The organism is Streptomyces sp. B15 (assembly GCF_018070605.1).
GTDB lineage: Bacteria > Actinomycetota > Actinomycetes > Streptomycetales > Streptomycetaceae > Streptomyces > Streptomyces smyrnaeus.
In genome coordinates, this window is record NZ_JAGPXJ010000014.1 from 73,672 (window position 1) to 86,581 (window position 12,910).

Annotated in this window: 14 protein-coding genes, 3 tRNA genes and 1 pseudogene; 4 read left to right on the plus strand and 14 right to left on the minus strand. The window is 70.1% G+C overall.

Features of this window, described 5'->3' with window-relative positions:
• The first annotated feature begins 196 nt into the window (after nt 1-196).
• Both cofC and KBY19_RS09545 read left to right on the plus strand, forming a co-directional pair.
• Nucleotides 197-838, plus strand: coding sequence for a 2-phospho-L-lactate guanylyltransferase (cofC, locus tag KBY19_RS09540; protein WP_099884565.1), 642 nt, complete (start codon nt 197-199; stop codon nt 836-838).
• A gap of 9 nt (nt 839-847) precedes the next feature.
• The gene (locus KBY19_RS09545) at nt 848-1,051 is read left to right on the plus strand and encodes a hypothetical protein (RefSeq protein ID WP_099884563.1); all 204 of its coding nucleotides are present in this window, start codon (nt 848-850) and stop codon (nt 1,049-1,051) included.
• Nucleotides 1,052-1,341: 290 nt separating this feature from the next.
• Here the strand turns inward: KBY19_RS09545 and KBY19_RS09550 are convergent, their stop codons facing one another.
• The 4 genes from KBY19_RS09550 to leuC form a co-directional block, all read right to left on the minus strand.
• Nucleotides 1,342-1,974, minus strand: a complete 633-nt coding sequence (locus KBY19_RS09550) for an HU family DNA-binding protein (protein WP_099884562.1) — start codon at nt 1,972-1,974, stop codon at nt 1,342-1,344.
• A gap of 124 nt (nt 1,975-2,098) precedes the next feature.
• Nucleotides 2,099-2,353 (minus strand): hypothetical protein, encoded by a 255-nt coding sequence (locus KBY19_RS09555; protein ID WP_185018228.1) that lies wholly within the window; start codon nt 2,351-2,353, stop codon nt 2,099-2,101.
• Between the two features lie 353 nt (nt 2,354-2,706).
• Complete coding sequence (gene leuD, locus KBY19_RS09560) at nt 2,707-3,300, minus strand: 3-isopropylmalate dehydratase small subunit (RefSeq protein ID WP_099884560.1); 594 nt, start codon at nt 3,298-3,300, stop codon at nt 2,707-2,709.
• A 39-nt stretch (nt 3,301-3,339) separates the two neighbouring features.
• The gene (gene leuC, locus KBY19_RS09565; RefSeq protein WP_099886810.1) at nt 3,340-4,764 is read right to left on the minus strand and encodes a 3-isopropylmalate dehydratase large subunit; all 1,425 of its coding nucleotides are present in this window, start codon (nt 4,762-4,764) and stop codon (nt 3,340-3,342) included.
• 166 nt (nt 4,765-4,930) lie between these two features.
• Between leuC and ndgR the strand changes: the two genes are divergently transcribed.
• Complete coding sequence (gene ndgR / locus KBY19_RS09570) at nt 4,931-5,647, plus strand: IclR family transcriptional regulator NdgR (protein WP_099884559.1); 717 nt, start codon at nt 4,931-4,933, stop codon at nt 5,645-5,647.
• Between the two features lie 166 nt (nt 5,648-5,813).
• Here the strand turns inward: ndgR and KBY19_RS09575 are convergent, their stop codons facing one another.
• The gene (locus KBY19_RS09575; protein WP_210965588.1) at nt 5,814-6,299 is read right to left on the minus strand and encodes a DUF4188 domain-containing protein; all 486 of its coding nucleotides are present in this window, start codon (nt 6,297-6,299) and stop codon (nt 5,814-5,816) included.
• A 140-nt stretch (nt 6,300-6,439) separates the two neighbouring features.
• On the opposite strand from KBY19_RS09575, the gene KBY19_RS09580 reads away from it, so the two are divergent.
• Complete coding sequence (locus KBY19_RS09580) at nt 6,440-7,084, plus strand: MerR family transcriptional regulator (RefSeq protein WP_099884556.1); 645 nt, start codon at nt 6,440-6,442, stop codon at nt 7,082-7,084.
• Between the two features lie 84 nt (nt 7,085-7,168).
• On the opposite strand, the gene KBY19_RS09585 is transcribed toward KBY19_RS09580, so the two are convergent.
• The 9 genes and pseudogenes from KBY19_RS09585 to KBY19_RS36330 form a co-directional block, all read right to left on the minus strand.
• Nucleotides 7,169-7,241: transfer RNA gene (locus tag KBY19_RS09585), tRNA-Glu, on the minus strand.
• A gap of 46 nt (nt 7,242-7,287) precedes the next feature.
• Nucleotides 7,288-7,360 (minus strand) — tRNA-Glu (locus KBY19_RS09590).
• A 46-nt stretch (nt 7,361-7,406) separates the two neighbouring features.
• Nucleotides 7,407-7,478 (minus strand) — tRNA-Gln (locus KBY19_RS09595).
• A 163-nt stretch (nt 7,479-7,641) separates the two neighbouring features.
• Nucleotides 7,642-9,129, minus strand: coding sequence for a glutamate--tRNA ligase (gene gltX, locus KBY19_RS09600; RefSeq protein ID WP_099884554.1), 1,488 nt, complete (start codon nt 9,127-9,129; stop codon nt 7,642-7,644).
• Complete coding sequence (locus tag KBY19_RS09605) at nt 9,122-9,904, minus strand: fumarylacetoacetate hydrolase family protein (protein ID WP_099884552.1); 783 nt, start codon at nt 9,902-9,904, stop codon at nt 9,122-9,124. Before KBY19_RS09605 ends, gltX begins: the two co-directional genes overlap by 8 nt.
• 131 nt (nt 9,905-10,035) lie before the next feature.
• Complete coding sequence (locus KBY19_RS09610; protein WP_247690790.1) at nt 10,036-10,629, minus strand: ATP/GTP-binding protein; 594 nt, start codon at nt 10,627-10,629, stop codon at nt 10,036-10,038.
• A gap of 58 nt (nt 10,630-10,687) precedes the next feature.
• The gene (locus KBY19_RS09615) at nt 10,688-11,101 is read right to left on the minus strand and encodes a DUF742 domain-containing protein (protein WP_210965589.1); all 414 of its coding nucleotides are present in this window, start codon (nt 11,099-11,101) and stop codon (nt 10,688-10,690) included.
• A gap of 67 nt (nt 11,102-11,168) precedes the next feature.
• Nucleotides 11,169-11,582 (minus strand): roadblock/LC7 domain-containing protein, encoded by a 414-nt coding sequence (locus tag KBY19_RS09620; RefSeq protein WP_099884543.1) that lies wholly within the window; start codon nt 11,580-11,582, stop codon nt 11,169-11,171.
• Between the two features lie 9 nt (nt 11,583-11,591).
• Nucleotides 11,592-12,910, minus strand: a pseudogene (locus KBY19_RS36330) (histidine kinase); the annotation flags it as partial.

Sequence of the window (12,910 nt, forward strand, 5' to 3'; positions counted from 1 at the left end):
CACCATCTCCTTAGGGGGCTCCTTGTGGGGCCCTTCCTCTGAGGGCGAATCGACAACCGCACAAGTGTCGCCGCGGACTGCCTCACTGTCGAGCACACTGTCCGTGCCCGACTGTGGGGCACACGGTAACCCCGCCCCCGTCGCCCCGCTCGGGCAGCAGGCGAGAATGGGGCCGATGCAGCCACATGTGACGCCCGTGACGTGGACTCTCGTGGTGCCGCTGAAGCCTCTCTCGCGGGCCAAGAGCCGACTGGCGGGCGCCGCCGCGTACGCTCCGCTGCCCGAGCTCGCGCTGGCGTTCGCACAGGACACGGTGCGCGCGGCGCTGGAGTGCCGGGTGGTGCGCGGTGTGGTGGTTGTCACGGACGATGCGCTGGCCGCCGGCGAACTGCGCGCGCTGGGGGCCCGCCCGGTGCCCGATCTGCCGGGCGACGGGCTCAACGCGGCGCTGGCGCACGGGGCGGCTGCGGCGCGTGCCGCGGAGCCCGGTACGGCGGTCGCCGCCCTCAACGCCGATCTGCCGGCCCTGCGGCCATCGGAATTGGAACGGGTACTGAATACGGCTTCCGGTTTTTCCCGCGCTTTTCTTCCCGACGCCGCGGAAATCGGTACAACTGTGCTGACGGCCCTCCCGCGGGCGAAGCTCTCCCCCGCTTTCGGCGGCCCCTCCCGGGCCCGGCACCGGGCGTCCGGGGCGGTGGAACTCCCGGTGGCCGAGGTGTCCAGCGTGCGGCAGGACGTGGATACACCCGAGGATCTGCGAGCGGCCCTCACGCTGGGTGTCGGCGGTTTCACCTCGGCACTTCTCGCCGGGTCCCTCCCGGGGCCGGGCCGTTAGGCTGCCGGTATGCAGGCCACGGCGTACACCTACGACCCGGCGTCCCGGTCCGGCAGCGTTCTGCTGGACGACGGCACCCCGCTTTCCTTCGAGTCCTCCGCCTTCGACGCGGGCGGGCTCCGCCTGCTGCGGCCCGGCCAGCGGGTCCGTATCGAGGTGGAGGGTCAGGGCGAAGCCCGCCGCATCACCCTGGTGACCCTGCAGACGCTGTGAGGGGCCGCGCTCGGCGCTGACGGCCGGGGCCGGGGCCGCCGCCCGGCCGCCCGCGTACGGCAAGGGCCCCGTGCAGACACGCCGCGGGCCGGGCTCCCCCGAGGGAGCCCGGCCCGGCGCTGGCGTCGCGGCCTGCAGCCGCGTTCGGTCCGCTCCCGGCGTGCGGCCGGAAGGTGCCCCGCCCGCGGGTGACGGCGCGCCGCCACCAGGGGAGGGATCGTTTCACCCGCCGACCCCGGGTGCGGGGTGCGGGGTGGGGGTCGCATGCGGGCGTGCCGCGATACGCGGGCTCACCGCCGTCGCGACGTGGTCTTCTTCGCGGTGGTCTTGCGGGCCGCCGTCTTGCGCGCGGGTGCCTTCTTGGCGGTGCTCTTGCGCGCCGGCGCCTTCTTGGCGGTGGTGGTGGTCTTGGCCGGTGCCTTCTTGGCAGTGCTCTTCTTGGCGGTGGTGGTCTTCGCCGGAGCCTTCTTCGCCGGTGCCTTCTTCGCGGTGGTCTTCTTCGCCGGCGCCGCCTTCTTGGCCGTGGTCTTCTTGGCCGTGGCCTTCTTGGCACCCGCCTTCTTGGCCGTGGCCTTCTTGGTGGCGGTGCCACCGGAGAGGCTGCCCTTGGGGGCCTTCTTGACCGCGACATCGTTCTTGGGGAGCTTCTTCGCCCCGCTCACCAGGTCCTTGAAGCCCGCACCGGCGCGGAAGCGCGGCACGGAGGTCTTCTTCACGCGGACCCGCTCACCGGTCTGCGGGTTGCGGGCGTAACGGGCCGGTCGGTCGACCTTCTCGAAAGAGCCGAAGCCGGTGACCGAAACACGCTCACCGGCGACGACCGCACGAACGATCGCGTCCAGGACTACATCGACCGCATCCGCGGCCTGCTGGCGTCCACCGAGGTCATCTTGGATAGCTTCAACGAGCTGCGCCTTGTTCACGTCTTCCCCTTCGGAGACATTGCCGGAACGAATGTGTTCAGCTTTTTCGCACGTTAGGCAGATATATACCGCAAATCAAACACGAAACGGGCGAATCACCCTTGTGCCGCAACGAACTCGCCCGTCACGGAGTTCCGTCCGCGCACACGTCCCCTCGCCCCGCGCTGAATCGCCCCTCGTCGACGTCGGCCATCAGGCGCTCCAGACGCCGTTCGGCGTCGGCGAGATCGTGTTTGGAAGCCGCGGTGATGACGAGCAGCTTCCGGGCCAGCGGCACCCGTGCGCTCTGCGAAATTTGCGGGGAGCGCACCCGGGAGTGCGCTTCCTTGAGTCGGGCGGCGAGTCGGTCGTAGAGCTCCAGTTGACCGTCGCGTTCCATGCGGTGATTGTGCCATCTGGGGTGAGTTGTCGCTTCCAGCGGGTCAGCGTAGGGCGGGGACGTGCCAGGTGTGGGCACCAACTCCGCTGGGCAGAGCCTTTGTTGACACCTCCCGGCGAGTCGTGCGGGCGAGTCGCGAAGAGCACTATGCCTTAGTGCGACAGGAGCCGACGTCAAGACTAATTCACGTCATTCGTCAGCGCACGCGTGTGCGCACACGTGCCGCAACAACAGCACCACTGCGACACACCAAAAGCACCGCGCCCCCGCCGGGTGTGGCGGGGGCGCGGTGGCGTGCTCGGGAGTGTCGCCGGGCGGCTCCGAGCTGAGGCGCGACGCTGCTGCTCAGGCCCTCACGCGGCCAGCGTGCGCGGTTTGAAGGAGGCCCGGGTCTTCTCGAATTCCGCGATGGCGTCCTCGTTCTTCAGGGTGAGGCTGATGTCGTCCAGCCCCTCCAGCAACCGCCAACGGGCGTTCTCATCCAGTTCGAAGTCCGCCTCGACACCGGGCGCCACAACCTTGCGCTGCACCAGGTCCACGGTGATCTCGGTGGCCGGATCGGTCTCCGCCAGCTGCCAGAGCGCTTCCACCGTCTCCTGCGGCAGCACCACCGTGAGCAGGCCGTTCTTGAGCGAGTTGCCCCGGAAGATGTCGGCGAACCGCGAGGAGATGACGGCCTTGAAGCCGTAGTTCTGGAGCGCCCAGACGGCGTGTTCACGCGAGGAGCCGGTACCGAAGTCCGGTCCTGCGACCAGCACCGTCGCACCCTGGTGCGCCGCCTGGTTGAGCACGAACTCCGGGTCCTTGCGCCACGCCTCGAACAGTCCGTCCTCGAAGCCGTCGCGGGTGACCTTCTTGAGCCAGTGGGCGGGGATGATCTGGTCGGTGTCGACGTTGCTGCGGCGCAGCGGGACGGCCCGGCCGGTGTGTGTGATGAAGGCTTCCATGTCTTCGTATCCCTTCAGCTTCCTGGGTCCGTCGTCCCGTCAGGCCACAGCCGGCTCGCGGACGTCCGCGAGATCGGCGGGCGAGGCCAGGTGGCCCAGTACCGCCGTCGCGGCCGCCACCTGCGGCGAGACCAGATGGGTGCGGCCGCCCTTGCCCTGCCGGCCCTCGAAGTTGCGGTTGGAGGTGGAGGCGGCGCGCTCACCCGGCTGGAGCTGGTCGGGGTTCATCCCCAGGCACATCGAGCAGCCGGCGTGCCGCCATTCGGCGCCCGCCGCGGTGAACACCTTGTCGAGCCCCTCCTCCACGGCCTGCAGCGCGACCCGTACGGAACCGGGCACGACCAGCATCCGCACGCTGTCGGCCACCTTGCGGCCGTCCAGCACCGCGGCGGCCGAACGCAGGTCCTCGATACGGCCGTTGGTGCACGAACCGACGAAGACGGTGTCGACGGCGACCTCGCGCAGCGGCTGACCGGCACTCAGCCCCATGTAGTCCAGGGCCTTCTCGGCCGCGTACCGCGCGCTGGCGTCCTCGAAGGAGGCCGGGTCGGGCACCGCGTGCGACAGCGGAGCACCCTGGCCCGGGTTGGTGCCCCAGGTGACGAACGGCGCCAGCTCGGCCGCCTCGATGACGACCTCGTGGTCGAAGACGGCGTCCTCGTCGGTGCGCAGCGTCTTCCAGTAGGCGACGGCCTCGTCCCAGTCCGCGCCCTTGGGGGCGTGCTCGCGGCCCTGGACGTAGTCGAAGGTGGTCTCGTCCGGGGCGATCATCCCGGCCCGGGCGCCCGCCTCGATGGACATGTTGCAGATCGTCATGCGGGCTTCCATCGACAGCTTCTCGATGGCCTCGCCGCGGTACTCGATCACATAGCCCTGACCGCCGCCGGTGCCGATCTTGGTGATGATGGCGAGAATCAGATCCTTGGCGGTGACGTCCTCGGGCAGCTCACCGTTCACGGTGACCGCCATCGTCTTGAACGGTGCCATCGGCAGCGTCTGGGTGGCGAGCACATGCTCCACCTGGGAGGTGCCGATACCGAAGGCCAGCGCGCCGAACGCGCCATGGGTGGAGGTGTGGCTGTCACCGCAGACCACCGTCATACCCGGCTGGGTCAGCCCCAGCTGCGGCCCGACGACGTGTACGACGCCCTGTTCGACATCGCCCAGCGGGTGCAGGCGCACCCCGAAATCCGCGCAGTTCTTGCGCAGGGTCTCCAACTGGGTGCGGGAGACCGGGTCGGCGATCGGCTTGTCGATGTCGAGGGTGGGGGTGTTGTGGTCCTCGGTCGCGATGGTCAGGTCCGTGCGCCGCACGGACCGTCCCGCCTTGCGGAGTCCGTCGAACGCCTGCGGGCTGGTCACCTCGTGGAGCAGGTGCAGATCGATGAAGAGAAGGTCCGGCTCGCCTTCCACACGCCTGACGACATGGTCGTCCCAGACCTTCTCCGCGAGTGTGCGTCCCATCGCATTCCCTCCGGCCGGCAGCGCCGCCGACCACATATCGAGACCTGTTCCTCCCCCGGCCTTCGGTCGGGGGGACCCCCAATAAGCGGTGGCCGTCCCTCAAGGTTGGCGGGTCACCGGGAAAATTGAACTTGCGTTTCACACTCTGAGACGTGAGTATCGACGCATGGACAACTCTAGCGGCGTCGGCGTTCTCGACAAGGCAGCTCTGGTACTGAGCGCTCTGGAGTCCGGTCCGGCCACCCTCGCCGGGCTGGTCTCCGCGACCGGTCTCGCGCGCCCCACGGCGCACCGGCTCGCGGTGGCTCTCGAGCACCACCGCATGGTGGCCCGCGACATGCAGGGCCGCTTCATCCTCGGCCCGCGACTGGGCGAGCTGGCAGCGGCGGCGGGCGAGGACCGGCTGCTCGCGGCGGCAGGCCCGGTACTCACCCACCTACGCGATGTGACCGGCGAGAGCGCCCAGCTCTACCGGCGCCAGGGCGACATGCGCATCTGCGTGGCCGCGGCCGAACGCCTCTCCGGCCTGCGCGACACCGTGCCGGTCGGCTCCACCCTGCCGATGAAGGCGGGCTCCGCCGCACAGATCCTGATGGCCTGGGAGGAGCCCGAGCGGCTGCACCGCGGCCTGCAGGGCGCCCGCTTCACCGCCACCGCGCTGTCGGGCGTACGGCGCCGCGGCTGGGCCCAGTCGATCGGCGAGCGCGAACCGGGCGTCGCGTCCGTCTCAGCGCCCGTACGCGGCCCTTCCAACCGCGTGGTGGCCGCCGTCTCCGTCTCCGGCCCCATCGAGCGTCTGACCCGGCACCCGGGGCGGATGCACGCCCAGGCCATCGTGGACGCGGCCGCCCGCCTCAGCGAGTCGCTGCGGCGCCCGGGCTGAGGAGTGCGCGTACGCGCCACCTGTGAGCGGTGACCGCCGCCCCGGCACCCGCGAGCTGTCCGCACGGGCCCACAGGTGGCGTGTACGCGGTGCTTCCGCCCGCCTTCGCCGCGTCACGCCGTCGCCGCCCCGCGCCCTCCGTTCAACAGCACCGTCCAGCGGCGCGTCAGACCTCCGCCATCCGCTCACGCGCCCGGTCGCCCCGGGTGGCGACCGGGGCGGAGCCGTACGCGGACGCGAGTCCGTACGCGGGCATGTCGACGTAGACGGACTCATAGCCGCCCGCCGGGACGCGGTACGTCTCGTGCCAGACGCCCACGCTGCCCCGGCTCTTCCTGATCCGGCGGTTGAACGCCGCCCAGGCGGGACGGTGCGCCTTGTCCTGGGCCGCCGCGTAGTCGAAGAGCTGCTGGGTGGAGCGCCAGTACTGCACCACCGCGAACTCCCGGGGACCACTCACCGCGTAGCGGGCCGAGATCAGACCGCTGGAGTCGTCGGCGCCCAGCTCACGCAGCATCCGGGGCATCGCCATCAGCGCGGGCAGCCAACTGCGCACCGCCCGCAGCCGGTTGATCCGCATACCGATGAGGAAGACGACCACCTCCCCCTCCGCGTCCGCCGTCCTGCGTCCCTCGATCACCTTGCTGCCCATGGAACCCCCTCGGCCGTTCTGCCAACTGTGTCGGATAGTTGCGCTATCCATGGTTGGATAGTGCCACTCTCCGGCGAGAAGGGCCAGCGGAATACCGGCACAGGAGCCGGAGGGAACAAGCACCGAGGGAGGAACGCGGAATGCGGCTGGCCGAGCTGAGCGCACGCAGCGGTGTCCCCACCGCCACGATCAAGTTCTATCTGCGCGAGGGGCTGCTGCCTCCGGGCGAACGGATCAGCGCGACCCAGGCCGGCTACGGCGAGGAACACCTGCACAGGCTGCGACTGGTGCGCGCGCTCATCCAAGTGGGCCGGATGCCGGTGGCCACGGCCCGCGAGGTGCTGGCCGCCGTGGATGACACCGGTCTCGACCAGCACTCCCGGCTGGGCATCGCCACCTGGGCGCTCCCGGGGCCCGCGCAGGGCCCCAATCCCGAGGAGGAGGACGACGACGCCACCGAGACGGCACGGCAGGAGGTCAGCAGCCTGCTGGAGCACCTCGGCTGGGACCAGTTCGGGCCCGGGAGCCCCGCCTACGAGACGCTGGTGCGCGCCGTCGCCACGCTGGTGCGGCTCGGATACCCCTGTGAGGCCGGTCATCTGCGGCGGTACGCACATATCGCGGCTCAGGTCTCCGAGGCCGATCTGGACCTGCTGGAGGGCCTGCCCGGCGAAGTCGAACAGGTGGAGGCGAGCGTGGCCCTGACCGTGCTCTTCGAGCCGGTTCTGCTGAGCCTGCGGCGGCTGGCACAGGCACAGGAGTCCGCGCGGCGGTTCCGCGGCTGAGGCGTGACCGGGAGAGAGCCCGGCGGTGCCGAGCCGCACACGACGAAGCCCCGCACCAAGGGTGCGGGGCTTCGGTGGATCGAGTACCCCCGACCGGATTCGAACCGGCGCTACCGCCTTGAGAGGGCGGCGTGCTAGGCCGCTACACAACGGGGGCCCTATCTGTGATCCCACCCGGATCGGATGATCCCGGACGGAATCCGTACCCCCGACCGGATTCGAACCGGCGCTACCGCCTTGAGAGGGCGGCGTGCTAGGCCGCTACACAACGGGGGCTCGATCTCGCGGAACGTGAACAGTGCTGCCCACAACGCGGATCTTGCTGGGCTACCAGGACTCGAACCTAGACTAACTGAACCAGAATCAGTCGTGCTGCCAATTACACCATAGCCCACCGAAACGCAACCCCTTGCGGGGATTTTGTCTGGGTGACCGCCTCCCGGATCCGGCCTTTGCGGCCTGCCCCGTTCGGCGACAGGAAGAACATTACCTGATGGGGGACGGTGCTCCAAAACGAGTTCCCGGGCTCCCTCCGGGCACCGTCCCCACCTCGGCTGCTAGGAACCGAGCTTGGCCAGGGCCGCGTCGATACGGGCCAAGGTGCGGTCCTTGCCCAGCACCTGGAGGGACTCGAAGAGGGGCAGGCCGACGGTGCGCCCTGTGACGGCCACCCGGACCGGGGCCTGGGCCTTGCCCAGCTTGAGGCCGTGCTCCTCGCCGGCGGCCAGGACCGCGTCCTTGAGGGCGTCGGGGGAGGACCAGTCGGCCGTCTCCAGCTTGGCGCGGGCCGTGCGCAGCAGAGCGTCCGAGCCCTCCTTCATCGCCTTCTGCCAGGACTTCTCGTCCTGAACCGGCTCGTCCAGGAAGAGGAAGTCGACGTTGTCGGTGATGTCCGCCAGGACCGTGAGCCGGGTCTGGGCCAGCGGGGCCAGCTCCTCGAAGGCCTGCTGGGAGAAGTTCGCCTCGTCCCAGGGGGCGTGCGGCGCCTTCAGCCACGGCTCGCAGGCGGCGATGAAGTCCTTCAGCGGCATCTCGCGCAGGTGCGTGGCGTTGATGGCCTCGCACTTCTTCAGGTCGAAGCGCGCCGGGTTGGAGTTGACCTCGTGGATGTCGAAGGCGGCGACCATCTCGTCCATCGAGAAGATGTCCCGGTCCTCGGCGATCGACCAGCCGAGGAGGGAGAGGTAGTTGAGCAGGCCCTCGGGAAGGAAGCCGCGCTCGCGGTAGAGGTTGAGGGAGGACTGCGGGTCGCGCTTGGAGAGCTTCTTGTTGCCCTCTCCCATCACATACGGCAGGTGCCCGAACTGGGGCACGCGCTGGGCGACACCCAGTTCCATCAGGGCCTTGTAGAGCGCGATCTGACGTGGGGTGGAGGAGAGCAGATCCTCGCCGCGCAGCACGTGCGTGATGTCCATCAGCGCGTCATCGACCGGGTTGACCAGCGTGTACAGCGGTGCGCCGTTGGTGCGCAGGATGCCGTAGTCGGTGACGTTCTCCGGCTGGAAGGTGATCTCACCGCGCACCAGGTCGGTGAAGGTGATCGGCTCGTCCGGCATCCGGAAGCGGACGACGTGGCTGCGCCCCTCGGCCTCGTAGGCGGCGATCTGCTCGCCGGTCAGCTCCCGGCAGCGGCCGTCGTAACCGGAGGGGCGGCCTTCCTTGCGGGCCTGCTCGCGGCGCTGCTCGAGCTCTTCGGCGGTGCAGTAGCAGGGGTAGGCGTAGCCGCCGTCCAGCAGCTTGCGTGCGACGTCCGCGTAGATGTCCGTCCGCTGGGACTGGCGGTAGGGGCCGTGCGGGCCGCCCACCTGAGGCCCCTCGTCCCAGTCGAGGCCCAGCCAGCGCATCGCGTCCAGCAGCTGCTCGTAGGACTCCTCCGAGTCACGCGCCGCGTCGGTGTCCTCGATGCGGAAGACCAGGGTGCCGCCGGTGTGCCGGGCGTACGCCCAGTTGAACAGGGCGGTACGGACCAGACCCACATGGGGGTTACCGGTCGGGGAGGGACAGAAACGTACGCGGACGTCCGTGCCCGCGGTCGCGTTAGTCACGCTTGATCACCTTATTGGTGAGAGTGCCGATTCCTTCGATGGTGACGGCGACCTCGTCGCCGACGTTGAGGGGGCCGACGCCCGCGGGGGTGCCGGTGAGGATGACATCACCCGGCAGCAGCGTCATGGCCTGGGTGATGTGGACGATCAGGTCCTCGATGGGCCGGATCATCTCGCTGGTACGGCCCAGCTGGCGCTGTTCACCGTTGACGGTGCACATGATGCCGACGTCCGACGGGTCCAGCTCGGTCTCCGTCCAGGGGCCCAGCGGGCAGGAGCCGTCGAAGCCCTTGGCGCGGGCCCACTGCTTCTCCGTACGCTGCACGTCACGCGCGGTGATGTCGTTGGCGCAGGTGTAGCCGAGGATGACGTCCTTGGCGCGCTCGCGCGGCACGTCCTTGCACAGCCGGCCGATCACCACGGCCAGCTCCGCCTCGTGGTGCAGCTCCTCGGAGAAGGACGGATAGCCGATCGGGTCGTTCGGGCCGATCACCGAGGTGGACGGTTTGAGGAAGGTGACGGGGATCTCGGGCACCTCGTTGCCGAGCTCCTTGGCGTGCTCGGCGTAGTTCCTGCCGATCGCCACCACCTTGTTGGGAAGGGTGGGCGGGAGGATACGGACCTTGCTCATGGGGAGCTTCTGGCCCGTGCGCTCGAACTCGGCGAAGGGATGGCCCTTGATGATGTCGAGGACAGGGCCCTCTTGGGTTGAGGGCTCACCCTCGACGACGCCGAAACCTACGGTTCCGTCCAGGGAGAATCTTGCGATGCGCACGGGGGTCCTTCGGTGCCGGTTCCAATGGCTGAGACCCCAGCGTATTCCACTCGCCCTGCGGTCAGGGGCGGGGCTGTCCGGCCCCTGACCCTCCCCGGCCTCCGGTCATGAGGTGCCCCGAGGTACCGGAATCAGCGCAGACGTGCCATCAGGGCGTGTTCCACCAGGGTGATCAGCGCGCTCTTGGCGTCGGCCCGGTGCCGGGCGTCCGTGGTGATGATGGGTGCGTCCGGGCCGATCTGGAGGGCTTCGCGGACCTCTTCGGGCGAGTAGGGCTGGTGGCCGTCGAAGCCGTTGAGGGCGATGACGAACGGCAGCCCGCTGTTCTCGAAGTAGTCCACCGCCGGGAAGCAGTCCGCCAGCCGGCGGGTGTCCACCAGCACGACCGCACCGATCGCACCGCGCACCAGGTCGTCCCACATGAACCAGAAACGGTCCTGACCCGGCGTACCGAACAGATACAGGATCAGATCGTCGTCCAGGGTGATCCGGCCGAAATCCATGGCCACCGTGGTGGTCGTCTTGCCCCCGGTGTGGGTCAGGTCGTCGATACCCGCCGACGCGGAGGTCATCACGGCCTCGGTGCGCAGCGGGTTGATCTCCGAGACCGCACCGACGAAGGTCGTCTTGCCCACGCCGAATCCGCCGGCCACCACGATCTTCGCGGAGGTGGTGGACCGTCCGGCCGCGGGCATGCCGTAGCCCTGCTGGCTCGTCTGTCCCATGGAACCCATCGGCCCCACAGGCGGGGTCGGCTGCCGCCCGGCGGGGTCCATCTGCGGGCTAGAGCTTACGAAGTCCACTGAGCACCCTTTCCAGCAACGTCACGTCGGGGGCGCCGCCCGGGTCCGAGGCGCTGCCCGGCTGGTGGATGGCCACCATCCCGGCCTCGGCGAGGTCGGCAACGAGAATGCGGGCCACCCCCAGCGGGATGGCGAGCAGCGCGGAGATCTCCGCGACCGATTTGACCTCCCGGCACAGGTGGCAGATCCGCTGGTGCTCGGGAAGCAGCCCCTGCAGTTGCATCGGGTCCGCGCTGCTGCTCACCAGAGCCTCGATGGCGAGCTGGTAGCGCGGCCGGGTGCGCCCGCCCGTCATGGCATACGGACGCACCAGAGGCTGGTCGCCCTCACCTCCGTACGGCGCGTGCGCATTGTGCACACCGTACGGATCGTGCGAAGCGGGCGGCGGGGTCATGGCTCCTCCGAGCGAGGCATGGGGTCGGCGAACGGACTGTGGTGCTCAGGTGGGGGGAGCGTGATGATCAGTTGAGGATGCTTCCCTGGAGTTCCGCGCGTACGTCGGGAGTGAGTACGCTTCCTGCACGGTCCACCAGGAGCGCCATCTCGTAGCCGATGAGGCCGATGTCCGCTTCGGGGTGAGCGAGGACGGCCAGCGAGGACCCGTCGGAGATGGACATGATGAACAGGAATCCCCGCTCCATCTCCACAACCGTCTGATTGACGCTACCGCCCTCGAAGATGCGGGAGGCACCCGCCGTCAGCGAGGTGAGCCCCGAGGCGACCGCCGCCAGCTGATCGGCGCGGTCCCGCGGAAAGCCCTCCGACATGGCCAGAAGCAGGCCGTCGGCGGAGACCACCACCGTGTGCGACACCCCAGGGGTGTTCTCCACGAAGTTGGTGATCAACCAGTTCAGATTTTGCGCAGCCTGGCTCATCGGACTCAACTAACGCTCCTGCTGATAGGTGGGACCTGCGCCGCGGTTGTCCGTGCCGGCCTGTCGGCCCTGCTGGATACCGCGGCGGAGATTGGTCAGCCGACCACGCACGTCGTCCGGCGAGCGGGAGACCTGGGGACCGGCCTGTACGGAGGGCTGCTGCTGTTGCGCGGTGCCCGCCACCAGGTTGGCGCGGGGCACCCGGCGCGGCAGACCAGAGGTGGTCACTCCGCCTGCTGCGGGCTGACGAAGCTGCTCGGCACGGCGCCAGCGCTCGTCGTTGGGTGAGGCACCCCAACCGGCTTCGGCACCTGCCCCGCCCTGTTCCGCACCGCCGACCGCGCCGCTGCCCGGCGCCGACTGGCGCTGCGGCAGCGGAGGCACGGCCGAGGCGGGCTGCCCCGGACGCGGGGTGGGCGCCTGGGCCGGCTGCTGTCCGGGACCGCCGTCGGCACCGGGGCCGGCCTGCGGGTTCCGGCTGCCGTCCTGGTCGGCGCCGTGCGCCTGCTCGGGACGGCTCGGCTGCGCCGGCGGCTGCGGGGCGGACGGGCTCGGACCACGGAACCAGTTGGACTCCATGGAGGCGAAGATCGGTGTCGGCGCGTCCGCGGGGGCCGGAGGACCGGACGGTATGCCCTCGGCCGGATTCGCGCCCGACCGCTGCGGACCCGAGAGATCCTGTCCCAGCCTCTGGTGACCCTGGCCCTGGTGGCCCTGTTCCGCTCCGGGGTGTGCCGGGCGGGGGTACTCCCCGGTGCCCTCGGGCTCGTCGTGGCCGCGTGGGGTGTTCTCGTCACCGGGGCCCTGCTCGGGCCGGGCCCAGCTCGGCCGGCTCTGCTCCGCGTCCGCCGGGCGGTCCGCCGGGGCATCGCCGAAAGTGGGGCGCGCGAACTGCGCGGTGTCGCCGGGGCCGCCGCCCGCCTGCGGGTGGGCGAACTGCCCGTTGTGCCCGGGACCGCCGGGGTTGCCCGGCTGTGCGTACTCGCCGGTGTCGACGGGGCCGTCCGGGGTGATACGCGGAATCTCGCTCGTACTGCCCGGCCCCTCGGTCGGCGAGCCCGGACGCGCGTACTCACCCGTGGCGGACGGGCCGGCCTGCGAGCCCGGCCGTGCGAACTGACCCGTGTCGGCGGGGCCGCCCGGGTTGCCCGGCTGTGCGAACTGGCCGGTGTCGACGGGGCCGTCCGGGGTGATACGCGGAATCTCGCTCGTACTGCCCGGCCCCTCGGTCGGCGAGCCCGGACGCGCGTACTCACCCGTGGCGGACGGGCCGGCCTGCGAGCCCGGCCGTGCGAACTGACCCGTGTCGGCGGGGCCGGTCGGGTTGC

What these genes read in the sequence shown, in the direction of transcription:
- KBY19_RS09545 (WP_099884563.1), top strand. Translation starts at nt 848, where the DNA reads ATGCAGGCCACGGCGTACACCTACGACCCGGCGTCCCGGTCCGGCAGC.
- KBY19_RS09555 (WP_185018228.1), bottom strand. Translation starts at nt 2,353, where the DNA reads ATGGAACGCGACGGTCAACTGGAGCTCTACGACCGACTCGCCGCCCGA.
- leuD (WP_099884560.1), bottom strand. Translation starts at nt 3,300, where the DNA reads ATGGAAGCCTTCATCACACACACCGGCCGGGCCGTCCCGCTGCGCCGC.
- leuC (WP_099886810.1), bottom strand. Translation starts at nt 4,764, where the DNA reads ATGGGACGCACACTCGCGGAGAAGGTCTGGGACGACCATGTCGTCAGG.
- ndgR (WP_099884559.1), top strand. Translation starts at nt 4,931, where the DNA reads ATGGACAACTCTAGCGGCGTCGGCGTTCTCGACAAGGCAGCTCTGGTA.
- KBY19_RS09575 (WP_210965588.1), bottom strand. Translation starts at nt 6,299, where the DNA reads ATGGGCAGCAAGGTGATCGAGGGACGCAGGACGGCGGACGCGGAGGGG.
- KBY19_RS09580 (WP_099884556.1), top strand. Translation starts at nt 6,440, where the DNA reads ATGCGGCTGGCCGAGCTGAGCGCACGCAGCGGTGTCCCCACCGCCACG.
- KBY19_RS09610 (WP_247690790.1), bottom strand. Translation starts at nt 10,629, where the DNA reads ATGGGACAGACGAGCCAGCAGGGCTACGGCATGCCCGCGGCCGGACGG.
- KBY19_RS09615 (WP_210965589.1), bottom strand. Translation starts at nt 11,101, where the DNA reads ATGACCCCGCCGCCCGCTTCGCACGATCCGTACGGTGTGCACAATGCG.
- KBY19_RS09620 (WP_099884543.1), bottom strand. Translation starts at nt 11,582, where the DNA reads ATGAGCCAGGCTGCGCAAAATCTGAACTGGTTGATCACCAACTTCGTG.